The 25,142-nt window shown below is 57.5% G+C and carries 23 protein-coding genes; 13 read left to right on the top strand and 10 right to left on the bottom strand.

All coding sequences use genetic code 11. The annotated features are described in order from the left end of the window. Positions 1-5: 5 nt before the first annotated feature. The 10 genes from WX88_RS00285 to groL all read left to right on the top strand — a co-directional run bounded on the left by WX88_RS00285 (position 6) and on the right by groL (position 11,216). Positions 6-1,577: a hypothetical protein gene (locus WX88_RS00285; RefSeq protein ID WP_052732201.1), complete on the top strand. Its 1,572-nt coding sequence runs from the start codon at positions 6-8 to the stop codon at positions 1,575-1,577. Between the two features lie 69 nt (positions 1,578-1,646). Beyond that, complete coding sequence (locus tag WX88_RS00280; RefSeq protein ID WP_231590587.1) at positions 1,647-2,948, top strand: anthranilate synthase component I family protein; 1,302 nt, start codon at positions 1,647-1,649, stop codon at positions 2,946-2,948. 258 nt (positions 2,949-3,206) lie between these two features. Next, positions 3,207-4,643, top strand: coding sequence for a tRNA (N6-isopentenyl adenosine(37)-C2)-methylthiotransferase MiaB (miaB, locus tag WX88_RS00275; RefSeq protein ID WP_046242331.1), 1,437 nt, complete (start codon positions 3,207-3,209; stop codon positions 4,641-4,643). Continuing rightward, positions 4,644-4,937, top strand: a complete 294-nt coding sequence (locus WX88_RS00270) for a hypothetical protein (protein ID WP_046242330.1) — start codon at positions 4,644-4,646, stop codon at positions 4,935-4,937. A gap of 39 nt (positions 4,938-4,976) precedes the next feature. Further along, a complete protein-coding gene (locus WX88_RS00265) occupies positions 4,977-6,269 on the top strand; it encodes a sigma-54 interaction domain-containing protein (RefSeq protein WP_046242329.1) in 1,293 nt (430 codons plus the stop codon). A 40-nt stretch (positions 6,270-6,309) separates the two neighbouring features. Beyond that, positions 6,310-6,789, top strand: coding sequence for an LptE family protein (locus WX88_RS00260; protein WP_046242328.1), 480 nt, complete (start codon positions 6,310-6,312; stop codon positions 6,787-6,789). A gap of 163 nt (positions 6,790-6,952) precedes the next feature. Further along, a complete protein-coding gene (locus WX88_RS27010) occupies positions 6,953-8,497 on the top strand; it encodes a hypothetical protein (RefSeq protein WP_156175861.1) in 1,545 nt (514 codons plus the stop codon). 27 nt (positions 8,498-8,524) lie between these two features. Continuing rightward, positions 8,525-8,950 carry a preprotein translocase subunit SecG gene (secG, locus tag WX88_RS00250; protein ID WP_046242327.1) on the top strand — a complete coding sequence of 142 codons (426 nt, stop codon included), beginning with the start codon at positions 8,525-8,527 and terminating at the stop codon, positions 8,948-8,950. 264 nt (positions 8,951-9,214) lie between these two features. Beyond that, positions 9,215-9,505, top strand: coding sequence for a co-chaperone GroES (gene groES / locus WX88_RS00245; protein ID WP_046242326.1), 291 nt, complete (start codon positions 9,215-9,217; stop codon positions 9,503-9,505). A 64-nt stretch (positions 9,506-9,569) separates the two neighbouring features. Continuing rightward, complete coding sequence (gene groL, locus WX88_RS00240; protein ID WP_046242325.1) at positions 9,570-11,216, top strand: chaperonin GroEL; 1,647 nt, start codon at positions 9,570-9,572, stop codon at positions 11,214-11,216. A gap of 141 nt (positions 11,217-11,357) precedes the next feature. Here groL and WX88_RS29780 read toward each other — a convergent pair whose 3' ends face one another. The 3 genes from WX88_RS29780 to WX88_RS00225 form a co-directional block, all read right to left on the bottom strand. Further along, positions 11,358-11,621, bottom strand: coding sequence for a hypothetical protein (locus tag WX88_RS29780; protein ID WP_156175860.1), 264 nt, complete (start codon positions 11,619-11,621; stop codon positions 11,358-11,360). A 93-nt stretch (positions 11,622-11,714) separates the two neighbouring features. Then, entirely contained in the window at positions 11,715-13,364 is a 1,650-nt protein-coding gene (locus WX88_RS00230) for a peptide MFS transporter (RefSeq protein ID WP_046242323.1), read from the bottom strand. Between the two features lie 123 nt (positions 13,365-13,487). Then, a complete protein-coding gene (locus tag WX88_RS00225; protein ID WP_046242322.1) occupies positions 13,488-14,405 on the bottom strand; it encodes an AraC family transcriptional regulator in 918 nt (305 codons plus the stop codon). Between the two features lie 241 nt (positions 14,406-14,646). On the opposite strand from WX88_RS00225, the gene pckA reads away from it, so the two are divergent. Beyond that, positions 14,647-16,272: a phosphoenolpyruvate carboxykinase (ATP) gene (gene pckA / locus WX88_RS00220; RefSeq protein ID WP_046242321.1), complete on the top strand. Its 1,626-nt coding sequence runs from the start codon at positions 14,647-14,649 to the stop codon at positions 16,270-16,272. 283 nt (positions 16,273-16,555) lie between these two features. Here pckA and WX88_RS00215 read toward each other — a convergent pair whose 3' ends face one another. Next, entirely contained in the window at positions 16,556-17,602 is a 1,047-nt protein-coding gene (locus WX88_RS00215; protein ID WP_046242320.1) for an SDR family oxidoreductase, read from the bottom strand. Between the two features lie 152 nt (positions 17,603-17,754). Here WX88_RS00215 and WX88_RS00210 point away from each other — a divergent pair, with 152 nt between their 5' ends. After that, entirely contained in the window at positions 17,755-18,450 is a 696-nt protein-coding gene (locus WX88_RS00210) for a 16S rRNA (uracil(1498)-N(3))-methyltransferase (RefSeq protein WP_046242319.1), read from the top strand. Between the two features lie 17 nt (positions 18,451-18,467). On the opposite strand, the gene WX88_RS00205 is transcribed toward WX88_RS00210, so the two are convergent. Both WX88_RS00205 and WX88_RS00200 read right to left on the bottom strand, forming a co-directional pair. Beyond that, entirely contained in the window at positions 18,468-19,190 is a 723-nt protein-coding gene (locus WX88_RS00205; RefSeq protein WP_046242318.1) for a hypothetical protein, read from the bottom strand. A 162-nt stretch (positions 19,191-19,352) separates the two neighbouring features. After that, complete coding sequence (locus WX88_RS00200; protein ID WP_072052910.1) at positions 19,353-20,786, bottom strand: RtcB family protein; 1,434 nt, start codon at positions 20,784-20,786, stop codon at positions 19,353-19,355. A gap of 446 nt (positions 20,787-21,232) precedes the next feature. Here WX88_RS00200 and WX88_RS00195 point away from each other — a divergent pair, with 446 nt between their 5' ends. Further along, a complete protein-coding gene (locus WX88_RS00195; protein WP_082115834.1) occupies positions 21,233-21,898 on the top strand; it encodes a DUF4159 domain-containing protein in 666 nt (221 codons plus the stop codon). Positions 21,899-22,042: 144 nt separating this feature from the next. On the opposite strand, the gene WX88_RS00190 is transcribed toward WX88_RS00195, so the two are convergent. From WX88_RS00190 to WX88_RS00175, 4 genes are all read right to left on the bottom strand, one after another. Continuing rightward, positions 22,043-22,609, bottom strand: a complete 567-nt coding sequence (locus WX88_RS00190; protein ID WP_046242316.1) for a hypothetical protein — start codon at positions 22,607-22,609, stop codon at positions 22,043-22,045. Between the two features lie 36 nt (positions 22,610-22,645). Next, positions 22,646-23,218 carry a 1-acyl-sn-glycerol-3-phosphate acyltransferase gene (locus tag WX88_RS00185; RefSeq protein WP_046242315.1) on the bottom strand — a complete coding sequence of 191 codons (573 nt, stop codon included), beginning with the start codon at positions 23,216-23,218 and terminating at the stop codon, positions 22,646-22,648. A 104-nt stretch (positions 23,219-23,322) separates the two neighbouring features. Further along, positions 23,323-24,093, bottom strand: coding sequence for a patatin-like phospholipase family protein (locus WX88_RS00180; protein WP_046242314.1), 771 nt, complete (start codon positions 24,091-24,093; stop codon positions 23,323-23,325). Between the two features lie 108 nt (positions 24,094-24,201). Then, on the bottom strand, positions 24,202-25,050 hold the full coding sequence (locus tag WX88_RS00175) for an MBL fold metallo-hydrolase (protein WP_046242994.1): 849 nt from the start codon (positions 25,048-25,050) through the stop codon (positions 24,202-24,204). Positions 25,051-25,142 lie beyond the last annotated feature (92 nt).

The following is a 25,142-nucleotide window of genomic DNA, read 5'->3' as shown; positions in this document are numbered from 1 at the left end:
TTGCCATGTTCTATTGCTTCAGCGACGTTGCTGTTTTTCGAATCAATGCCCGGCTTGTCGTGCTGCTGATGGTAGAGGCTTTGGCCGGGGCGCTATTGCCTTTGCCAACCAGCGCGGCCCATCAGGCACCCACCGCGCCTACTCAGCAAGAAACCAGCAGCGAAAAACCTCAAGCCCTCACCGCTAATAGCCGCCGAGCTTATGCGGAGGTTCTGAAGCTCCGCATCGGCCCCGCTCGCGACCTGCTGAGGCCCGAGCTGGTCAGCACACCAGCAGCGCCGGCTCCTCTGCTAGTCGCCAACACCGCCGATTTTGTCGAGCTCCTCGTCACTCAGGATGCCGACCGCTACGAGACCTTAGAAGCCAGCCAGGAGGCCCGCTTGGCCACCCTGGATAAAGCGCCTGCCAGCGCGATGCGCGATTACGCCCGCGCCGAAATCACGCTGCATCTGGGGTTAAGCCAGATGCTGTTTAAGCACATAGTCATAGGGGGGTACCATCTGCGCAGCGGCTACCACCAGATGCAGGATGTGGTACGGCATTATCCAACCTTTACTCCGGCTCGTAAGACTTTAGGTGTCTGTCAGTTCGCGGTAGGGTCGTTGCCGCAGGGCTACCACTGGCTCCTGCGCCTGCTGGGCCTGACCGCCAACGCCGACACTGGCTTGAAAAACCTGGCCGTGGCCGCCGCGCAGCCGCACGATTTCCAAACCGAAAGTCAGATTTACCTGGCCATGATTCGGGAAAGCTACTACAAGCAGCCCGAGGAAGCCCTCCGCTTGGCCGAGCGCCTGGCCACTCAGCATCCTGATAATCTGCTATTTGCTTACTTACTTGTGAGCCTCAATAAGCGCCAGCATCGGGGCGAGGCCGCGTTGGCCGCTTACCGTGCCCGGCCTACCGGCCCCGGCTATCTGCCCATCGCCTATCTGCACCACATGGCGGCCGACCTACTACTTTATCGGGGTGATTATGCGGCTTCGGAGCGGGAGAACCTGACGTTTTTGCGCGAGTTTAAGGGCCAGCACTACCGGAAGGATGCGGCTTTCAAGCTTTACCTGGCGGCATGGCTGGGCGGACAGTCCACCGCTGCGGTGGCCCGCTACCGCGCACAAATCAATCTCCCCGGCCCTGCTGACGTGGAGGAAGACAGCTACGCCCAGCATTATTACCAGGAGGCCCAGGGTCTTCATCCCGTCCTCACCCGCGCCCGTCTGCAGTCCGATGGCGGCTACAACCAGGAGGCGCTGGCCACGCTCCACAACTTCCGCGTGCTGCCCACTACGCTGTGGCGCGACCGGATTGAGGAGCCCTACCGCCGCGCCCGCGCCTACCAGGGGCTGGGCCAGCTCGATTCGGCCTGGTTTTACTTCGAGCGCACGCAGACCGTAGCGGGCCCTAAGGCGCCCTATTATTATGCTCCCCAGGCCGCCTTGCAACAAGGGTATATAGCCCAGTCGGTGGGCAATAAGGTGCAGGCGCGGTTTTATTTCGAAAAAGCCCTGAATTACCCCTGGCACGAGTACAAAAATAGCACCGATGCTAAAGCCAACCTAGCTCTGCGCGAACTGAGGTAAGACCAATTCAACGCATTACCTGTTACCACCATGGCCGTGCCTTTTCTGACGCGGCATGCTTATTAATCCGTGTCCACTCCATCCACTGCTTCCTGCATTATTCTTCCCCTCTCGGACTTGCCGGCTGATTTTCGCAGGCGGGCGCTGGCTTGGGCCGCCGCTTTTTTGCACTGTGCTTACTTTGAACCGAATGGGCTGGCTTATCCCCATGGCCCCTTCGACCACGTGCTGGCCGTGGCTACGGAGGCAGCTACTGCCGCTGGCTCGCTGGCCGAACTACGGGCACTAGCCCAGCCAGCCCCCGCACCTAGGCCGCGCTGTGGCTTTATCACCTACGATACCAAAAACGACATTGAAGCTCTGACCAGCCAGAACTTCACTGGATTTGCCTGGCCCCAGCTGCATTTCTTCACGCCTCAGACCTGGCTTTTATGGCGCGCCGACGCGGTAGAAATTCATGGGCAAACAGCGGACATATTAACTCAAATTCTGGCGCAGACGGTGCCGGCCGGACCCACCCTGCAAGTGCCCCTGTTGCGGCCCCGGCTAGCGAAGGCCGATTATTTGCGCGCCGTGGAAGCCATTCGCGAAGATATTTTGAATGGAGAAGTCTACGAACTTAATCTGTGCCAGGAATTTTATGCCGAAAACGTTACGCTGGCCCCCGCAGACGTTTTTTGGCGGCTGATGGAAACTTCGCCTGCTCCGTTTGCGGGCTTCATTCGCTGGCACGACCACTTTCTGCTGTGCGCCTCCCCCGAGCGGTTTTTAGCCCACCGCGCCCCGCGCATTATTTCCCAGCCCATCAAGGGCACCATCCGGCGCGGCACCACACTCGCCGAAGACGAGCAGCAGCGGCAAACCCTATTGCACGACGAAAAAGAGCGCGCTGAAAACCTGATGATTGTGGACCTCGTGCGCAACGACCTGGCCCGCGTGGCCCAAACCGGCACCGTGCGCGTGCCCGAACTGTTCGGCCTCTACCCTTTCCGCCACCTCTGGCAAATGATTTCCACCGTAGAAGCCGACCTACGCCCCGACGCCAACCTGGAGGACGTGCTGCGCGCCACCTTCCCGATGGGCTCGATGACCGGCGCCCCTAAAATCAGGGCCATGCAGCTCATTGAGCACTACGAAAATACCCGGCGTGGCCTCTACAGCGGCAGCATCGGCTACGTATGGCCCGACGGCGAATTCGAATTCAACGTCGTCATCCGCTCGCTCCAGTACCGGCAAGACACTGGCTACCTCAGCTTTCAGGTTGGCTCCGCCATCACCTACGACTCTGACCCCGAGCGGGAATATGCGGAGTGCTTGCTCAAAGCCAAAGCCTTATTAGAAGTACTGGGAACCGTTATTCAGCAAGCTTGATTGCAGGAGCAACTCCCTTCCTCAACTGAGGAAGGCATATTCGGGCCGCAGGCCTGGCCGGGGCTTGCGTCGTCGAACGAGGCCGGAACGAAACGCTGCCGAATCACTCGCTGCCATTCCTCAGCCTCCGCTGCACGGCCGCGTCGCCTCGTTGGCAAGGCGGAAAATGTGATTCTTTCTTCGTCAACAAGCTCTGCCATTCTGTCATTTTGCGTTGCGCTGCCATATCTTTGCACTCCGCCGAAACGCGCTTCTATTATGCCTCAAGCCCTGTTAACCCTTGATTTTTTAGACAAAGCCACTCCCACCCCCGAGGCTACTCCGAGCGGTGAGGTGCGCGTGAGCGCGGCCACTCGCACCGGTCGGCAACGCAAGCTCTACATCGAAAGCTACGGCTGCCAGATGAACTTCTCGGACTCCGAAATTGTGTCGAGCATCTTGTTCGATGAGGGGTTTGATACAACTGACGACCTAGCCAACGCCGACCTGGTGTTGCTCAATACCTGCTCTATCCGCGAGAAGGCCGAGCAAACGGTGCGCATGCGCCTGAAGCAAATTAACTCGCACAAAAAGCGCCGGCCGGGCATGCTGGTGGGCGTGCTGGGCTGCATGGCCGAGCGCCTGAAAAGCAAGTTTCTGGAGGAAGAGAAAATCGTGGACCTCGTGGTTGGCCCCGATGCCTACCGCGACCTGCCACAGCTCATCAGCCAGGTGGATGGCGGGCAGAAGGGCGTGAACGTGCTACTCAGCCGCGAAGAAACCTACGCCGACATCACGCCGGTGCGCCTGAATTCCAACGGGGTTTCGGCCTTCATTAGCATCATGCGGGGCTGCGACAACATGTGCTCGTTCTGCGTGGTGCCCTTCACCCGCGGCCGCGAGCGCAGCCGCGACGCCCACAGCATCCTGCAGGAAGCCCGCGACCTCGTGGCCCAGGGCTACAAGGAAGTAACCCTACTGGGCCAGAACGTGGACAGCTACAAGTGGGCCAGCGCTGATGGCACCGAGCATGTCAACTTCGCCCAGTTGCTGGAACAAGTAGCCCTTGTGAGCCCCGAGCTGCGCGTGCGCTTCTCTACCTCGCACCCCAAGGACATCACCGATGAGGTGCTGTACACCATGGCCCGATACGAAAACATTTGCAAGTACATCCACCTGCCCGCTCAGAGTGGCAATACCCGCGTGTTGGCCCTCATGAACCGCACCTACGACCGGCCGTGGTACGAGGAGCGGGTAAGCGCCATCCGCCGCATTCTGGGCGAGGACTGCGCTATTTCCACTGATATGATTTCGGGCTTCTGCTCCGAAACCGAGGAAGAGCACCAGGACACGCTAACGCTCATCGACTTCGCGCAGTACGACATGGGCTATAATTTCTTCTACTCGGAGCGCCCCGGTACGCTGGCCGCCCGCAAGCTCGAAGATGATATTCCGCTGGAAGTAAAAAAGCGCCGCCTGCAGGAAGTGATTGACCGGCAGCAGGTGCATGCCCGGGCCCGCTACGCTCGCATGGTGGGCAAGGTGCACCGCGTGCTGGTAGAAGGCTCCTCGAAACGTTCGGCCGAGCACCTGAGTGGCCGCAACAGCCAGAACCAGGTCGTCATCTTTCCAAAGCAACACTTCAAGAAAGGTGACTACGTGGATGTGCTGGCTACCAGCACGACCGGTGCTGCTTTATTAGGAGACGCAGTGTAGATGGTCTTTCGCATTCTTTTCATTGATGAAAAACTCCGCCTGACCCTACTGGAGCTAGAAACTTTCTTCCGCATCAAACTTGATAAGGCAGAAATAGAGCGAGTGTTTGTTGATGCTGAGAATGACCAAATTTCAAACAAGAATTACCGCTTCTACCAGGAGAGAAGTCTATTCTTTCCTTGGAAGATTTTAGGAGTAGTTGATGAATACGAGCCTGATACATTGTTTCTGCAAAGCAGCGGCGGATTTGGCAAAAACAAAAAGTTCGAGGACTTTTTTGCTCGCCATGAATAATAAGCGGTTTCTACCTTTCGCTTTAAATACCATCTAGCCTTGACCAGCCAAGAAATTCAATCCATTAAGCTCCGGTTCGGCATCATCGGCAATGCGCCCGCGCTGAACTATGCCATTCAGGTAGCTGCACAGGTCGCGCCTACCGATATGACGGTGCTCATCACCGGCGAAAGCGGGTCGGGCAAGGAGTCATTTTCTAAGATTATCCACGCCTTGTCGCCGCGCAAGCACGGGCAGTTCATTGCCATCAACTGCGGGGCTATTCCCGAGGGCACGATTGACTCTGAGCTGTTTGGCCACGAGAAAGGCTCGTTCACCGGCGCCAACGAAGCCCGCAAGGGCTACTTCGAGGTGACCAACGGCGGCACTATTTTCCTGGACGAAATCGGCGAAATGCCGCTCGGCACCCAGGCCCGCCTGCTGCGCGTGCTGGAGAACGGCGAATTTATTCGTGTGGGCAGCAGCAAGGTGCAGAAAACCGATGTGCGCGTAGTGGCCGCCACCAACGTGAATCTGCTCGACCGCGTGCAGGCCGGCACCTTCCGCGAGGACCTGTACTATCGCCTCAACACGGTGCCCATCACGGTGCCGCCCCTGCGCGAGCGCGGCGAGGATATTTACCTGCTGTTCCGCAAGTTTGCCTCAGACTCGGCTGAGCGCTACCGGACCCGGCCCATCACCCTACTGCCCGACGCGGTACAGGCCCTGACGCGCTTCCGGTTCCCCGGCAACATTCGCCAGCTCAAGAATATAGCAGAGCAAATATCGGTGCTCGAAACCGAGCGAGAGCTGGATGCCCGCCGCTTGGCGCCCTACCTGCCGCAGGACCAGGCCAGCCGCCTGCCCATGCTGCTGGGCCCCGGCGCGGCCGAGGGCGCCACGGCCGGTTACTCCGAGCGGGATTTGCTCTACAAAATCCTGTTCGACATGCGTCGCGACATGACGGACCTGAAGAAAATGGTGCTGGAAATGGCCACCGGCCAACGCCCGCACGAAGCCCAGGAATTACTGCGCCAAAATAGCCACCTCTTCAACAATACACCTTCGTCTGGTGCGTTTGAGAGCGGCCAAGCTGCCGAATACTTCCTGCCCTCGCCGCCCAGCACCTACAATGCCGAGCCTCCAACGAGCTATGACGACGAGGCGCCCGTAGAAGACATTCCGCACGAAACTGAGGAAGAAACCCTCTCTCTGGACGTCAAGGAACGTGAAATGATACTCAAGGCGTTGAAAAAACATAACAACAAGCGCAAGTACGCGGCCCACGATTTGGGCATTTCGGAACGCACCTTGTACCGTAAACTGAAGCAGTATGATTTGGAGCAAGTGTAAAAGGGCTTTTTGCTTTCCGCTAATAGCTCTTAGCCTTTTAATGGGCCTCAGCAGCTGTGGCATCTACTCGTTCAATGGCACCAACATTGACCCGGCCGTGCGCACCATTTCTATTTCTACCATTCAAAACAACTCGCCCACCGGGCCGTCCTTCCTCACCCAGCGCTTCACCGAGGACCTGAAAGACTACTTCCAGCGCAATACCAACCTCAAACTGGTCCCGCGCGACGGCGACTTGCAATTCGATGGCAACATTGTGGCATATGATTTTGCGCCCGCGTCTGTCCAACAAGTCAATGGCCTTGACCAGGCCGGCTCCAACCGCCTCACTATTCAGGTCAAAATCCGTTTCACCAACACGAAAGACGACAAGCAGAGCTTCGAGCAAATCTTTCAGAATTTCGACGACTACCCGGGCAATCGGAACATTGCCACCATCAACAGTGACCCGAACGCGGTTCGCACGACTACAACGAAAATCATTACCGACATTTTTAATAAGTCAGTAGCTAACTGGTAGCGGCCGAACTGGTTGAGCTTTCGCAGACTGAGATAAAGCTATAACTAATCGTAAAAACTCAAGGTAAAGTCAGGGGATTTGGGCGGTAAATGAGGGGGGCTTTGCGTAAATTAGCGTAATGTTGCGCCCCTGTTAATTCGTTCGCAGCGCAGATTAGCAGGAATTGACTCCTTCAATCTGCTTCTCTTACAAAGCCGCCTTTACCTCTGTGACCCGCGCCACGCTTCTGCACGTTCTTGACCACACCACCGCCCTCGGCCCGGCGGAAGTGCGCGAGTTGGAACAGCTAGCCCAGGCCTTTCCCTACTGCCAGACGGCGCACCTGCTGCTGGCCAAAGCAGCGCACGACCAGGGCACCATGCTAGCCGGACAGCGGCTGCGCCGCGCCGCCACCTACGCCGCCGACCGCACTCTGCTCCGCCGCCTCATTGAGCAGGTAGCCCCGGCCGCTGTCGAGCCAGCAGCCACAGAAGAACCAATCCTACCGCAAACAGCAGTTGCTACGGAGGCGGTTGCGGCCGTAGCAATCGCAGTTCCCGCGCCTTCTATAGTAGCTGTACCATCGCCTGCCGAACTGGCAGCCGCGGAATCGGAGGTCTTGGTTTCGGCAGTAGTTCCGCCGACTATAGAAGCCACGCCGCTAACAACGGTTGAGCCGATGCCCGACGTGGAAGCCCCAGTGAGTACGCCCGTAGCAGAGCCTGTTCTGGTAATTGTGGCTTCGGTAGAGATTCCTGATAAGTTGGCCGAGCCGGTTTCGGCAGGTACTCTCACCCCGGAAGAAGCGCTATTTGAGGAGCTGTCTGCACCCATAGAGCCGGAAACGGAGCCCGTGAGTAACGTAGAAGAAGCCGATAATTTCATATTTCTCGATCAGGAAGGCGTTGACATTCTCGCCGCTAATACGGCGCCTGCAATAATTTTAACCCTTGAGACCGAAGCTGAAACGGAGGGAGATTTGCCTGCTCAGGCACCGGCTATCCGCCCGCCCGTGGAGGTAGGAGAAGCACGGTTTGAGTTTGGTTTGGCCGAGACGCCGCCACCGCTCGTGCCAACGTACGAGTTACCCGGCCTGGTTGATGAATGGGCCGCGGCGGCCGTTACCCTGAGCCTGGGTAGCAAAGACCCACTGCCGGAATTCATTGCCCTCACGAGCACAAACAACACGCCAGGGCCCGCAGCTTTTACCCCGGTGGCCTTTACCGGCGATGATACTATAGGCTACGGTTTCGGCGAAAGCAGCCGCCTGGGTTTTTCTATGCAGCTACTGAGCTTGTTGGCGGACAGCATTGAAACTTCGGAAGATACTTCGGCATTGGCTTCTGTGGCTCAGCCGCCGGCAGCGCCGCTGCCGCCGCCGGGCGCTTTTTTCGAGCCCGACCCGCTGCTGCTCGACCACTGGGCTACTCACTACCCACCGCCCCCGGTCTTACCTTCCTCGCTGGACTTGATTAATAACTTCCTGCGCCGCCAACCCCGTCTCACACGGCCCGCCATGCTGCCACCCGCCGCCAACCATCAGGCCGACTTGAGCGTGCGCAGCACCCGCGCCGAGCCCGACTTAGTGTCGGAAAATCTCGCCCGCATTTTCGTGCGTCAGGGCAAAACGGCCCGAGCCATTGAGATTTATGAGAAGCTCATGGTGAAACAGCCGGAAAAATTGGCGTACTTTGCGGCCCAAATCCAACAATTGCAACCCCCGGCGTAATTCGCTTCCTCAGCTTTCCTGCCTCTCATGTATACTGCTCTCGTTATCCTCATTCTCGTTGTGTGCTTCCTGCTGGCCCTCGTGGTACTGGCACAAAACCCGAAAGGCGGCGGAATCTCCAGCCAGTTTAGCGCTGGCGGCGCGGCCAGCATGATGGGCGTGAAACGCACCGGCGACCTCCTCGAAAAGCTCACCTGGGGCTTTGCCATCGGTTTGGTAGTGTTGTCGCTCGGCACGCACATGCTGACTTCGACTGGCGGTGGCCCCGTTCGTAGTGTGAACCAGCAACGTGCCCTCGAAACCAAGCTACCGGCTCCGGCCCCTGCTCCTGGCGCACCGGCTCCGGGTGCCGCAGCCCCTGGCAGTGCTCCGGCCCCTGCTGGCAGCAGCACGGCGCCCGCTACGGCTCCGGCCCAACCTGCTGCTCCGGCAACTCCTGCTCAGAAGCAGTAATTTCCGCTCAACTGACCTGCTAAAGCCGGTGGTTCCTTCGGGAGCCACCGGCTTTTTTGTTTCAAAACATTCCAGTTGGCAACGGGCTTGCTGCCGGCGCACCTCCAGCAGCGCACCAGCTGCTGGCCGGCTCATACCTGAAATTTCTGCCACGCTTTGGTTCCCGATACTGCCTATTTTGTCAGGTTTATGGCGCTGGCACGGGAAATGAGAGAGGGCCGGACACGTAGTTTTTCCACCTAATTCAAACCAAACACACACAGAATGGCACTTAGCATGAAACCGCTGGCCGACCGCGTCATTGTTCGCGCCGCCGCCGCCGAGGAAAAAACCAAATCCGGCATCATCATTCCCGATACGGCCAAGGAGAAGCCCCAGCGTGGCGAAGTAGTGGCCGTAGGCGAAGGCAAAACCTCCGACGCGGGCGCCATCATCAAGCCCCAGGTGCAGGTCGGTGACCAAGTTTTGTACGGCAAATACGCTGGCACGGAAATCACCGTCGACGGCGAGGACCTGCTCATCATGCGCGAGTCGGACATTTTCGCCGTGCTCTAAGCCACTAGCTTAGGCAGACCGAAAATTCTATTATTTCACTCCCCCAATTACTTGAAACCCAGAAATGGCTAAGAACATCCAATTCGACACCGACGGCCGTGCCCGCTTGCAGGCCGGTGTGAATAAACTGGCAAACGCCGTGAAAGTGACCCTCGGTCCGAAAGGTCGCAATGTCATTATCGACAAAAAATTCGGTGCGCCTTCTATCACCAAAGACGGTGTGACCGTAGCCAAGGAAATTGAGCTGCGTGACCCGATTGAAAACATGGGCGCCCAGCTCGTGAAGGAAGTGGCTTCGAAAACGGCCGACCAGGCCGGCGACGGCACCACCACTGCTACCGTACTGGCCCAGGCCATCTACACTGCTGGCTCGAAAAACGTGGCCGCCGGTGCCAACCCGATGGATTTGAAGCGCGGCATCGACAAGGCTGTGCACGCCGTGGTAGCCAACCTGAAATCGCAGTCGAAGAAGATTGAGAACAACTCGGAAATTGCCCAGGTAGGAACGATTTCGGCCAACAACGACGCGGAAATCGGCAAAATGATTGCCGATGCCATGGACAAAGTGGGCAAAGAAGGTGTCATCACGGTGGAAGAAGCCCGTGGCACCGAAACCGAAGTAAAAACGGTAGAAGGCATGCAGTTCGACCGCGGCTACCTCTCCCCTTACTTCGTGACCAACCCGGAGAAGATGGAAGTGGAGTTTGACTCGCCCTTCGTTCTCATCTACGACAAGAAGGTGAGCACCATGAAGGAGCTGCTGCCCGTGCTGGAGAAAGTATTGCAAACCGGCAAGCCCCTCGTCATCATCTCGGAAGACGTGGACGGTGAAGCCCTCGCTACGCTGGTGGTGAACAAGCTGCGCGGCTCGCTGAAAATCGCGGCCGTGAAGGCTCCCGGCTTCGGCGACCGCCGCAAGGCCATGCTGGAAGACATTGCCACCCTCACGGGCGGTATCGTTATCAGCGAAGAGCAGGGCTCCAAGCTCGAAAACGCGAACCTGGAAGACCTCGGTACGGCGGAGAAAATCATCATCGACAAAGACAACACCACCATCGTCAACGGCAAAGGCTCGAAAGACGCCATTGCGGGCCGCATCAGCCAGATTAAGGCCCAGATGGAAACTACGACGTCGGACTACGACAAGGAGAAACTGCAGGAGCGCCTCGCCAAACTGAGCGGCGGTGTGGCTATTCTCTACATCGGCGCTAGCACCGAAGTGGAAATGAAAGAGAAAAAGGACCGGGTGGATGACGCCCTGCACGCTACCCGCGCCGCCGTTGAGGAAGGCGTGGTGCCCGGCGGCGGCGTGGCCCTGGTACGCGCCATCGAGTCGTTGGCTGCTGTTGATACCATCAACGCTGACGAGCGCACCGGCGTAAACATCATCCGCACGGCGCTGGAAGCCCCCCTGCGCACCATCGTAGCCAACGCTGGCGGCGAGGGTTCGGTAGTGGTGCAGAAAGTAGTAGAAGGCAAGGGCGATTACGGCTACAACGCCCGCGAAGACCGTTACGAAAACCTGGTGGCCGCTGGCATCATCGACCCGACCAAAGTAACCCGCCTCGCGCTGGAAAACGCTGCTTCTATCGCGGGCCTGCTGCTGACGACCGAAGCCGTGATTTCGGACGAGCCCGAGCCCAAAGAATCCGGCCATAGCCACGGCGATGGTGGCATGGGCGGTATGGGTGGCATGGGCGGCATGATGTAGACCGCAGATGTAACGAATTAAAACGGGTTTATCCGATTTGATTCGTTCACAAAAAAGCCCCGTTGGCGTTGCCAGCGGGGCTTTTTTGTGCGTGAGGACGTAGTACCAGGGAGTGGAGGGTCAGGAGTCGGGACAAGAAGGTCAAGAGCCCGGACGGAAGGTCAGGAGTCGGGACGAAAGGTTTGGTATCGGGAAGGGTTTGGAAGTAGTCGGGAAGCCTTTGGGAGTGGTCGAAGAGCCTTTGGAAGCAGTCGGAATGGCGTTGGGAGTAGCCGAAGAGCCTTTGGGAGTTATCGGAATAGTGTTGGCAGTTGTCGGGATGACGTTGGGAGTTATCGGGATGGGTTGGTCAGGATTCGGGTTGCGCTGGAAAGTAATCAGGGAGCACGAAAAAGCCCCCGGCAAGCGTAGTGCCGGGGGCTTTTCATTCCATAATCTTATTGGAAGCTGCTTACTCAGCTAAGCAAGAAGCGACCGAGGTAGAGACAGTTGGGGCTTCTAGCCCTGCGCTACGGGCGCCGGATAGTTGCGGGCATCCATCATCTTGGTCAGCTGGCGGCTGATTATGAAGAGGATGAGCGCCGCCGCTGAGGCCGACACGACGAACACCAGGAAGAAGTCGTAGAGGTTGGTGATTTGGAAGCCCAACAGAACGGGGGCGGGCTTATCGGACTTGGGGTCGGGATAGAGGCTGCTCATGTAGCCAGCCAGGTAGTTGGCGGCGGCGTTAGCCAGGAACCACACGGCCATGAGTAGGGAGGCAAACTTGATGGGGGCCAGCTTATTCACCAGCGACAAGCCGATGGGCGACAAGCACAGCTCGCCGATGGAGTGGAAGAAATACAGGGCCACCAGGTAGAACATGCTTACCTTCACGCCAGGCTGCAAGTCGTGCACGCCGAAGCACATCACGAGGTAGCCCACGGCCAGCAGGGCCAAGCCGATGGCCATCTTGACCGGGGAGGGCGGTTCGGACCCGCGCTTGCCCAGGGCCGTCCAGAGCAGGGCCATCACCGGGGCGCCGGCCACCACGAAGAAGGCATTCAGGTTTTGGAAGATACTAGCGGGCAACTCGTAGCCGAAGATCGTGCGGTCCATCTGCTCGTCGGCGAAAAATGTGAGCGAGGCTGGGGCCTGCTCAAACGCCGCCCAGAAGAACACCACAAAGAAGGCCACCGTGAAAATAACCATCACCCGCTGTCTATCGGAATTCGTCAACGTTTTATCAGATAGAATATAGATGACAATACCCAAAGTAGCCACTACCAACAATGTTATAATGATAGGCAACGGAGCATTTGCCCAAGCTGGCAGAGTGTCTGAATTGCTACCAAATAAGTGCTTGACATAAAGAATGAATCCAGATATTGGTGTCGAATCAAGCCATAAAAGACCTAATGCCAACGCCAGCAGCACCGGCAGCAGAGCAAAGACGCCCTTGATGCCGCCCGAAATGGCCGGGGTTTCGCCCACCTGCACGCCTTCGGGGGTGTGCAGGTACTTGGTTTTGCCCCACTGGAAAATACCCGTGCCCAGCAGCATAGCAATGCCGCAGGCCAGGAATGCCCAGCGGAAGTCGCCGGCGCGACCGGTGTCGCCCAGGAGGCTGGTGATGGTGTTGCCGATGAACGAGCCCAGATTGATGCCCATGTAGAAAATGGTGTAGGCCGCGTCCTTACGCTTATCGGTGGCGCTGTAGAGCGAGCCCACCATGCTCGAAATATTGGGTTTGAAGAAGCCGTTGCCCAAAATCATGAAGCCAAGGCCCAGGTACAGGAGTTGGTGGCTGAGCGAATGGGTTTCGGCGGGACCGTAGTTAGAGGCCGAGAAAAACAGGGTGAACTGACCCAACGCCATCAGGATGCCGCCCGTGAGAATGGAGCGCCGGTTGCCCCAGTAGCGGTCGGCAATAAAGCCGCCGATGAGCGGGGTGAGGTAAATCAGGCTGGTGTAGCCGCCGTAGAACTTGGACGCGAAGGCCTTGTCCATCATCATGGCCTTGGTGAGGAACAGCACGAGCACGGCGCGCATGCCGTAGTAGCTGAACCGCTCCCACATTTCGGTGGCGAACAACAGGTACAGCCCGCGGGGGTGGCTCGTGGATTCCGCGGCGAGCGGTTGCTCGGTATGAGCAGGGACAGTTTGCATGTGAGAAGTTAGGGTGAGAAAATAAGAAGGCAAATGAGAAAACCGGGCCCGGTGCACAATTAGTGCAGTAGGGGCACGGTAAATCTAGGAAAGTTTCGGCAGTGTGACGTTCGAATTATTTTTTTACTCCAGCAATTCGGACTTAGCACTTTTAGGTGAGCCTTCGTTGCGGTAGGCTTTGGCGCGGTAGGCGCCGGGCGAGAGGCCGGTTTGTTTGCGGAAAAACCGGGTGAAGTAGCCAGGGTCGACAAACTGCAGCTCGTAGGCAATTTCGGCTACCGAAAGCGAGGTGTAGAGCAGGTAGTTGTGGGCCTTGCGAATGGTATGGGCCTGCACGATTTGCTGGGCCGTTTTGCCCTTCACGGCCTGACAGATGCGGTTTAAATGTACTTGGGTAATCTTGAGTTCCTGGGCAAACTGCGAGATTTTCTTCTCGAAGGGTGCGGCCTGCTCAATGGCTTTCTGAAACTCGCGAAAATAGTGCAGCGCACGGTTGGGGCTTTCCTCCTTACGGCGGTTATGGTGCAGCAGCCGGAATATTTTCACGAACAGCAGCTTGAAATAACCATTGAGAGCCAGCTGCTTGCCGGGCAGCTCGGTATAAATCTCGGTGTGAATCTGCTGTTCCAGGGTCAGCAAATCGGCGAAGCTGACTTCGGAGTTGAAATCGGACAGAATGTGCACCGTGTTTAGCTCGACCAGCACTCCCGGCGTGGCCTGCAAAATGGTGTCGAGCAGGGCTTCGGCCAGCGTGAGGGTGCGGCCCTTCACCTGCGGGCTAAACGTGAAGCCGTGCACGGTATTGGCCGGGATGATAACCAGGCAGGGCGTGCGCAGCTCCACCAGCGTAGTGGCCTTGAAGGAGGCGCGGCCGGCCTCGAGGAAGAACAGCTGGAACAGGTTTTCGTGCAGGTGCGGCTTGAGGCCCCAGTCGGTGAGGCGCTGCCGGGGCACGATGAGCTGGCTTTGCAAGTAATCGTGCGAAATCTTTGCCTTACTGTCGCCGTAAATACCGTTGTATCGAGCAATATCAGTAGCCATAAACAGACATAAAAAGCAGAGACAAAGCAAACCTAATGACCATCAGGAGTTACGACGTGGTTGAATTATTCCTACCCTCACTGCCTTGCACCAGGGCCTTGGTAGGTCAGAAGCGCGGTCAGAGCAGCATTAGGTTTAATTTGTCCCGGTAAAGAAACGAATTGTTTCACTGCCGACAAGCCAGGCAATTCTACCTTTGTGTCCTCACTCACGAGAACTCCCACCCAACACTTTCATAGCCATGCAAGAAGCTTCTCACCTTGCCGTCAATTTTCACAATCGTTTGCAGTCGCTTGGCTTCCGCGAAACGGCTACCATCCACTTCAACCTGACGCCCGCTGAGCTCATCGAGCACGCCCTGCGCAACGGCGAAGGCACACTCACCGACACGGGCGCGCTGATGGCAGACACCGGCAAGTTCACGGGCCGCTCGCCTAAAGACCGGTTCGTAGTAAAGGATGCCAACACCGAAGACAGCGTTTGGTGGGGTGATATCAACATCCCCTTCGAGGCCGATAAATTTGACCGGTTGCACCAGAAAATGGTAGCTTATCTGGCCGACAAGGAGCTATACGTGCGCGAGGCCTACGCCGGAGCCAACCCCGACTACCAGCTCAAGCTGCGCATCGTGAACGAGCAGGCCTGGCACAACTTGTTTTGCTACAATATGTTCCTGCGCCCCGCCGAGGGCGCCGACACCAGCTGGACGCCCGATTTTAGCATCATTTGCGCCCCCGGCTTTGAAGCCGACCCGACTGTAGATGGCACCCGCCAGCCCAACTTCGCCATCATCAACTTCACCAGGAAGATGATTCTCATTGGCGGCACGGGCTACGCTGGCGAGATGAAAAAGGGTATTTTCGGGGTGCTGAACTACCTGCTGCCCCACGAGATGAGCACGTTGCCCATGCACTGCTCGGCCAACGTGGGCAAAGACGGCGACACCGCCATCTTCTTTGGGCTCTCCGGCACCGGTAAAACTACCCTCTCCGCCGACCCCAACCGCGGCCTCATCGGCGACGACGAGCACGGCTGGACGCCGGATGCCGGTATCTTCAACTTCGAAGGCGGCTGCTATGCTAAGGTCATCGACCTTAGCCGCGAGAAGGAGCCTGAAATCTGGGATGCTATCCGCTTCGGCTCCATCGTGGAGAATACGCGCTTCATTCCCGGCACCCACACTGTGGACTACGCCAACAAATCGGTGACCGAAAACACCCGGACGGCCTACCCTATTAACTTCATTCCGAACGCCATCGAGCCCAGCGTGGCCGACGCGCCAAAGAACATTTTCTTCCTGACTGCTGATGCTTTTGGGGTGATTCCGCCCATCAGCAGGCTCGATAAGAGCCACGCCATGTACCTGTTTATGTCGGGCTACACTGCCAAAGTAGCCGGTACCGAAATGGGCGTGGTGGAGCCGCAAACTACGTTCTCGGCCTGCTTCGGCGCCGTATTTCTGCCCTTGCACCCTACCAAGTACGCCGAGATGCTAGGCCAGAAAATGGACGAAAACCCCGACATCAACGTTTGGCTCATCAATACTGGCTGGACCGGTGGCAGCTACGGCACCGGCCACCGCATGAAGCTCAACTACACCCGCGCCATGATTACGGCCGCCCTCAACGGCCAGCTCGATGAAGTAAAATTCACCAAGCACCCCATCTTCGGCATGGCCGTGCCCGGCGCAGTGCCCGGCGTCCCGAGTGAAATCCTGGACCCGCGCAACACCTGGGCCGACAAGGAAGCCTACGACAAAACCGCCGCCGACCTGGCCGAGAAGTTCGTTGAGAATTTCAAGAAGTACGCCGACTTTGCGAATGAGGAAATTTTAGCTGGCGCGCCGCGTGTTGCCGTAGAAGCCTAATTCTACCAAATAGTTAAGTCACCAAAAAGCCCCGTCAGTTGCAGCTGACAGGGCTTTTTGGTGACTTAAAATCTAATGGTCGCACACGCGCTGCTTACTCATGGTTTAATTCTAATCCTACTACTAATCCAATTGTTAAACGATTCGAGCAGGATGCTTCGATTGCGCTCAGCTAGGACTGGCTGATACAAATAAGATTGGCCACGTAAAAGCGCGGTGTTTTGCAGTGCTCATAGGTGAGCAATCCTGCAAAACACCGCGCTTTTACAACATAACGCGAACCCTACCGCTGCCCGTTGACGCTGGCCTTGACTTCAGCGCTTCCCACCGAGCGGCTGTTCAGCCACGCGGCCAAGCCCACGCCGGCACCCGCCAGCACGGCCGCCGTTACTAGCGGATTGGTGGTGGCGGAGGTGTAGATACTGGTTTCGCGGGTGTGGCCGGGGTAGTTGCCGCGCTCTTCCAATTGGCCGGCGGCATGGTCGAGGCCGTTTTTGTGGCGCGGCTGAGGCGGGCGCTTCGACTTCTCCTGCTTAGCAAACACCTTTTCCATGAACTTGTCGGTGAGGCGCGGGGCGTAGTGATTCATGGCCATTATCATCTTGCCACCGCCACCTACCGTCACTTCGGGTTGGCCAGTTTCGGCGCAGTGCAGGATGGCGCGAGCTACGATATCGGGCGCGTAGGCCGGCGGAGCGTGCTGGGGCTCACGGTCCATGAAGTTCTTGGCGTGCAACGGATAGGGCGTGTCGATGGCGGCTGGCTTCACGAGTGACACTGCGATGGGCGCACCGTCCATTTCCAGCTCCATGCGCAGGCCGTCGGTGAAGCCTTTCACGGCGTGCTTGCTGGCGCTGTAGATGGTTTGGAGAATGGCAGTGGTTTCGGACAAGATACTGCCGATATTGATGAGGGTGCCGCCCCGCGTTTTGAGGTGCTGCACGGCTTCAAGCGAGCCGTAAATCAGTCCCCACACGTTGGTATCGAACAGCTTACGCATATCATCCACGGGCATTTGCTCGACTTTGCCGTACATCGACACCCCGGCATCGTTCACCCAGGTATCGAAACCGCCGAACCGGTGGATGGCGGCCTGCGCGATGTGCTTCACGTCGGCTTGGTTGCTCACGTCGGCCACCACGTAAATGGCCTCACCGCCGGCTGCGGTAATTTCATCGGCGAGCTGGCGCAGGGCGTCTTCGCTGCGAGCAGCCAGCACCAGCCGGGTTCCTTCTTTAGCGGCCAGGCGGGCCGTGACCAGACCGATACCCGACGAAGCGCCGGTGATGACCATAACTTGGTCCTGTAATTTCTTGAGGGTGGGTTTCATAAGGTGAAGTGGAAAGGTGATAACCTGAGCCAAGAGGTACGACCAGACCAACCAAGTAGTTGTCGTTCGCCAAGCCGGGTCAAACCGTCCGCTTAGTCGAAGAAACGCCTGGGCGGCCTCGCTCTTTTTATCCCAGTACCGTTCTTTGCCCCATGCACACCTTCTACGCGCCCGACCTTAGCGGCGACACTTATACCTTGCCCGAAGACGAAAGCAAGCACGCCGTACGGGTGCTGCGCCTCGGTTCCGGCCATGCCGTGGAACTACTCGACGGCCGCGGCGGCCGCTACACCGCCGCCGTGGCCGAAGCTAACCCCAAGCGTTGCCAGCTGCGCATCAGCCACCACCAAATCAGCCCGCCCCGCCCCTACTTTACCCACGTGGCCGTGGCCCCCACCAAAAACCTCGACCGCATGGAGTGGTTCGTGGAAAAAGCCGTCGAAGTCGGCGTGGAGCGCATCAGTTTCCTGCGCTGCGCCCGCTCCGAGCGCCGCGAATTGAAGCTGGAGCGCCTGGAGAAAATCGCCATCAGCGCCCTGAAGCAGTCGGGCCAGGCCTGGCTGCCGCAGTTGGATGAGCTGACGGATTTTGGGGCCTTTGTACATGGAGCGGCGCCAGAAACAACCTTCATCGCCCATCTGGAAGAAGGCGAACGTACGGCGCTGGCGCAAGTAGCCGGCGCGGGGCCGAGCTGCTGCGTACTCATCGGGCCGGAAGGCGATTTTACGCCGGGAGAAATTTCGTTAGCGTTAGGCCAAGGTATTCGGCCGGTGACACTCGGCGCCTCGCGGCTACGTACGGAAACGGCAGCCTTAGCGGCGGTGTTTACGGCGCATTTGGTCCGTTGAAATTCAATCGAGCTCACTTACGTGCTGAGCTTGGCGTGCATCACGGCTAGAATAGAGGCAATAACTAACAATACAAGCCACATACTTCTTTTCGTTTTGCCATCCACATGTTTACTCCGTTGTGTAGCGACCAATGAATAGCTCAACATTCCGAGAAGCAACGTTCCGCTAAGGGCTACGACTGTTTTATTGACCGACACATACACTACCACCATTAACACGAGTGTTACTACTGGTAGCATCCATAATGCTCTGGTAACAACCGGTAGGTTTGGCGGTGGTGCCAAAGGACTCAATCGGGCCAGACGCTCCTCCAAAGCAGCAGGATTTTGGACCTGGGCTGGTATCAGGATAGTTTCATTTATTGAGTTTCCTTTTACCGCGTAGCTGCCGTTAGTGTCTTTATAAATTTTCTGTATATCCTCTCGTATTAATCGGATAGTGGGAGTAGTTGCTTGCTCCCGCATAATTCCGTGTTCATCAATAGTAAGACGGTAACTTAAAAAGAGGACCTTTTGCCGCTGAATCCCCCAGTATATTCCTACCGCCAGCAAAACAATAAATAGAGGTGTCATTATAAGCCAAAAACTTAGCTGTTCTTGTCGAGTATCATTATTATGGTAACTCATTCCTATCCCAGCCATCATCGCCAGTACCATCATTGGCAATCCTTTGACCAGAATCAATTTTCGAACTTCACCAAATCGGCCTTTATCTAATTCAAATTGCTGAACACTCATACCTGTAGTAAACTTAATAATTAAAGAGATTACACTACTACTTGGCCGTTTTAGGGTATACCAATAGCAAACCTTGCCCTACTAGAGCCGTTTCGGGGTCTGTTGTAGTCTGCGCTACAACAGACCCCGAAACGGCTCTAGGCTGCTTTTGAGCATTGTCATTCAAGTAGTGGCCGATCCATCTGTTTGCGAATCAGTAGCCACCTGTGCGGCTAAAGCCGCCGCCTTCGCCAGCTTCTTTTTCCGCCAGGGCGCGTCCTGCTCCCAATCGCCGGCCATGATGCAGCCGTAGGGCATAATTTCGTCGATGATGGTGGCCAGCTTGAAGTGCGAAATCTGTCGTTTTACTTCGGCAGCGTTTTTATACGCGCTGGGAAGCTCGGAAATATCAATTCGATTGAAATAGAATCGAGCGTCAATGCCGTGGGTTTCTTCGGCAAACACGTCGTCTATCGCCTGGCTTATTTTGCTGTATTTGTGCTTGGTGCGGCTCAAATTTCGGCCGGCGCCGTGCGGTGCAAATCCCAGGTTATTCTCATTGGTTTCGCCCTCAACAATTAGAATAGGCTGAGCCATATTCAACGGAATAATGCGCGGACCGGTAATGTCCGGCATGAATTTCGGGTCCAGCGGCGTAGCCCCTTTGGCGTGGTAAAACAGGTCGCCGTCTTTGAATACAAAATTGTGCTCGTTCCAGTACCGCTGCTGCACCGCGGCGCCCAGTTTGCCTATAATGGCATCGTGCAGGCACAAGTGGTTTTGCTTGGTCCATTTCCGAATAGTTTGCAGTGCATTCCAATAATTTACGCCTTCCACTGACTCACTTGGTATCCAGGCATTTTCCGGCGAAGTTTCCGGTGAAATCTCCCTCCGAAAAAAGTCGGCTACTTTCATCCCATTGCCATACAGTACGGCCCCTACCCCGCGTGAGCCGTGGTGCGTAACCAGCATGGTTTCGCCGGTATTTTTGGAAACCCCGATATACAAAAAGTGGTTGCCGTCGCCCTGCGTACCAAGGTGCTCACGGGCTAGTTTCAGGCTCCGCTCAGAATTCAAAAAAGGATTAGTCTCAAATTCGGCGACAATTTCAGCGGGCAGTGGAAACTGATTTTCGGCGGGCCGGCCACCGGGACCGAAGTGCGTAATCTGCTGGGCAATATCCAGCGCCGTTTTAGGGTCAATCTTGCCAAGATTAGTAAGCATTACCGAACAGCAGATATCCGCGCTGTGCATGCCGGGGTGAATGGCGTTTTTGGTAACCACCACGCCCCCCACCGGAATGGTGCCAACCGGCCCGGCGGGGCAGGCATCGGGCATAATGGCGCCCGTTACCACGGTTGGCGTGCGCATCAGCTGGTTCATCGACTTTTTTACGTAGTCAATATTCTCCTGCTCCTCAACGGTATCAGCGCTGATGTTCTCGTAAAAACCGACGGGCCTTTCCAGCAAAGGAATGAAGGGCGCCGGTTTCACGGTTTCAAGATACGCCAGCATAGCTTCGCCTTCCAAGCCGTTGGCATTCAAATAGTCCAGCGCCTCCTTAAACCATTTCCCTGGTTTAAAGCCCAGGTCCAGCAAATCTTTGCCCGTAATCATCAGTCGTTCGATTTAATGTTTAGTAACTGAAAAAACTTGCTCACACGTCATGCCGAGTGCAGCCGAGGCATCTCGCGCGGGTCGTTGAACGGCCTAGCGAAGTAAGCGAGATACCTCGGCTGTGCTCGGCATGACGGTTGGCGAAGGGAACGATGATTTCTAAAGAGCCTCACTTCCTTTCCACAATAATTACCGCATTCGCAGTTGGGTAAATGTACAGTAAAAGAGCCCTGCTCGTATTTTTGGTAACCATCGAGATTACCATGAAACGCGATTAAACTTCTGCGCTTAGCGAGTCCGACGCCTGATTCTGGCTGCGGGGATAGTCTCTCATTTTAGCCAAATCTTTCTTTCTGCTAGCCGAGAGCCGGTTTTAACCATCGAACTTTCCTGCGGCCCTGTTACTTTGTAGCTCAAGCTTATTCTAATAACTGCCCGCATTGCTTATGCTGAAAAATCTGTTTCTCGCGGTGGCCCTCCTGCTTTCATTAAGCGCCGCTGGCCCGGCTACCTACAGCTTCCGCATCGCTAAGCTGCACTACGGCGGCGGAGGCGACTGGTACGCCAACAAAACCTCGCTGCCTAACCTTATCAGCTTCTGCAACCAGACGCTGAAAACCAACATCGCGCCCGAAGAAGCTACCGTGGAGCTCGACGCGCCCGAACTGCTCACCTACCCCTTCGTGCACATGACCGGGCATGGCAACGTGAGCTTCACCGCCGCAGAGGCCAAGAACCTGCGCCGCTACCTCACCGGCGGCGGCTTTCTGCACATCGACGACAATTACGGGCTCGATAAATTCATCCGGCCCGAGATGAAAAAAGTGTTTCCCGAGCTGGAATTCGTGGAGCTGCCCTACTCCCACCCCATTTATCACCAGAAATACGCGTTTCCCAACGGCCTGCCCAAAGTGCACGAGCACGATGCCAAACGCGCCCAAGGCTTCGGCCTGCTCTACAAAGGCCGCCTGGTGTGCTTCTACAGCTACGAGTGCGACCTCGGCAATGGCTGGGAGGATGTGGGAACTTACCCCGAAGACACCCCCGCCGTGCACGACGCAGCCCTGCGCATGGGCGCAAATCTCGTGGCCTACGCCCTGACGCAAGACTAGCTTGTGCAGGACGGACATGGGGTGGTGCTAGGCCGTTCCGCTATAGATGGCGCGATTGGTTTAACCTCACGTACCCCGACGGGGCGGGCACCTCTCCCAAGAAGACAAGCTCCTAACACCTTGTATACTATACGAATATCCGCGCTAGTATTTACGCTGGAATATCTCGCTGAGTACAAAGGCCGCCCGTACGCTTTCGGGCTGGCGAAGCAGCTGGCGCACAGTTTCACTTACGGATGCGGGTGCACCCGCAGTGGTGGCGGGCAAGCGACTTGGCATTGGGGCTTCAACTGAGGCCCGCGGCAGGCTCGACGACCGGCGGGCGGGCGGTGCGGGCGCGTTGTGGGGCCGGGCGGTGGCGGGCGCTTCTAAAGAGGTCTGCCGCACGTCGGTTCGCTCCTGTGAGCGGGCGGGGCGGGCTACTTCGCGCGGCATGGGGTGGCCACCCGGGGTGCGTTTGGGCGGAGCCTGGGGTGTGGCGGGAGTATTGGTCGGAGCGGGGACGTTGTTTGGCTCCGCGGTATTGCGGGCCTGCATTTGCCGGAGCATTTCCTGAAAGGTAGCCGTGGGCAGGCTGGGCACGGCCCCACCGGGGCGCGGGGGCCGCTCCCGGCTTTCCCGGGCGCTGGTTTCCTGCATCTTCTTCACCATGCGGAAGACGAAGACTCCGATGCCGAAAAGTATCCAAAGCAGCGTGTGGATTTTTTCCATAGCCGGAAGGTAAGGCTCCGCGCCCAACTCTGCGCGCTACCGCACGCCCTGGTCGGGAAAACGGCCGGCTATGGTACGGTAAAAGGCTTTAATTCGGGCTTCGTCGGCTTCGTAATCGCCGGTCGGGTACACGGCCTCGGCGATGCCGGCTTCTTTCAGCCGGTAGTCCAGATAGCCCAACCGAATGGGTACGTGCGCGTTTAGCGCGGCAAAGTAGTAGCCCTTGCGCCAGCGCGGCTGGTAGGCGCGGGTTCCCTCGGGCGTGATGAGAATGACCAGCTCGTCGTGCTCATTGAAAAGCTTCACCATGCCATCCACCAGGCTATTGTTCTTGCTGCGGTCGACGGGCATGCCACCGATGGCTCGCACCAGCCACCCGAGCGCCCAGTGCTCGGTCCACTCCTTTTTCACGGTGAAGCGCACGTCCACATCCATCAGATAGAAGGCGGCCCGGGCGATAATGAGGTCCCAGTTGCTGGTATGGGGGGCCGCAATCATCATGCTTTTCTTGATTTCCGGGTTGGCAATTCCGCCCAGGTGCCAGCCGGCTACCCAGAACACGAATTTGGCCATGTAGTACCAGAAAGTAGAGGTTTTGCGGGCCGGCATTGAAGAAAGTACTAGTTACTGAAGGATTGATTTTTTGAACGAGCCGGCGCGGGGCTGGACCGTAGCGATTTGCAAAGATGGCCGTTTGCGGCTTGGGAGCAACACTAATCGTCAATCAGGGCGCGCAGGGCAGTGGCCTGGCTCAGGGTGTATCGGTAGCCGATATCGAAGAGCTCCGGCCCCCGCTTGTAGCTCAACGGCCGGTAGTGGCGCAGTTCGGGAGGCTCCAGCAGCAACTGGCACTGTGATTTGCGGGCCGCCGTGTTGGCATTGATTGCCAGGTGCAGCGTGCGCTCGATGAGGCGCCGGAAATTGGGAATCCGGGCCTCGTGGTTGACGGGGTTGCAGTGCACGCCCACCACCCGCAAGTTGTTGTGGCCCAGCAGCGGCTCCACGGGCAGGTTATTGAGCAGGCCGCCATCCACCAATTGTCGGCCCTGAAACTCCACCGGCCGGTACACGATGGGCACAGCCGACGAAGCCAGCAGCGGCGGCAGCAGCAGCCCCGAATCGAAGTAAACCGACTCCCCCGCTATCAGGTCGGTGGCCACAAGGGTGACTGGCAAGCGCAAGTCTTCAAACTTCAGCCCCACTCCCAAATGCCGGGCCAGCAGCTGCTCCACGGCATCGAGGTGCAGCAGGCCAAAGCGGCTGAATGCGGGCCGGGTCAGGCGAAATACATTGGTAGTCAGCAGCAGCCGTAGAATTTCGCGGGGCGGAAAACCGGCCGCGTAAAACACGCTCGCAATGGCCCCCGAACTCACGCCCGCCATTCGCACCACTGGCAGCTGCAGCTCCTCCAGGGCCGTGAGCACACCCAAATGCGCAATTCCCCGCGCCCCTCCCCCGGATAAAGCTAACCCCAGCTGGGCCATTTCGTTGTTCTTTGTTGAATAATAGCTATTTCCAGTTGGCGCCGCCTTGGCGGGCCCCGTCGTTCCTGGGCGTTACGCAAAACCAGCGCCTAACAACCAACCACCAGCCTATAAATCTGCCAGTCGCAGGGTTTCGGCCAGGCGCACGCCTTTATCGGTGTGCTGCACGGTGCAGGCTTCGTTGGTAGGGTCGTGTTCGAGCAGCAAGACCCAATTTTCGTCGGCAGCGCGGCGCAGCACAGCTTCCTTTTCGGTTAGGGTGATGAGCGGGCGCATGTCGTAGCTCATCACGTAAGGCAGCGGAATGTGGCCGGTGCTGGGCAGCAAATCGGCCATAAAGGCCAGCGTTCGGCCTTTATAGTCCATCACGGGCACCATCATCTTCTCGGTGTGCCCATCGGCCAGAATAATTTCGCGGAACTGGGGCAGCGCGGCGGGCGCACCGGCGTGCAGATCCACAAACTTCAAATGGCCGCTTTCCTGAATCGGCAGGATGTTCTCCTTCAGGAAGCTGGCCTTTTCGCGCGGATTGGGCGTTACGGCCCAGTCCCAGTGCGCCTCGTTGCTCCAGTACGTCGCGTTCGGAAAAGCCAGCTGCAAAGCCCCCTCGGGCCCGCGCTGCACCGAGCCGCCACAGTGGTCGAAATGCAGGTGCGTCAGAAAAACGTCGGTAATATCGGTGCTGCTGAAACCCAGCCGGCGCAGGGATTTTTCCAGCGTGTCGTCGCCGTGCAGGTAAAAGTGCCCGCGAAACTTTTCGTCCTGCTTCTCCCCAATGCCGTTGTCGATGAGCAGCAGCCGGCCGCCGTCTTCAATCAGCAGGCAACGCATGGCCCAGGTACACATGTTGTTGGCATCGGGCGGATTCAGCTTTTGCCACATGCTCTTGGGCACCACGCCAAACATGGCGCCGCCATCAAGCTTAAACAAACCGGTATCGAGGGTATGGATTTTCATAGAACCTGTGGCGCGTAGCGTTTGCTGCGCGAGTCGGTGAATAATATTGAAATGGCAACCCAACGCAACACGCAGCAAAGGCTGCGTGCCAC

The organism is Hymenobacter terrenus (genome assembly GCF_000972495.1).
GTDB classification, from domain to species: Bacteria; Bacteroidota; Bacteroidia; order Cytophagales; family Hymenobacteraceae; genus Hymenobacter; species Hymenobacter terrenus.
This window is presented reverse-complemented; position numbering and strand designations above follow the sequence as displayed.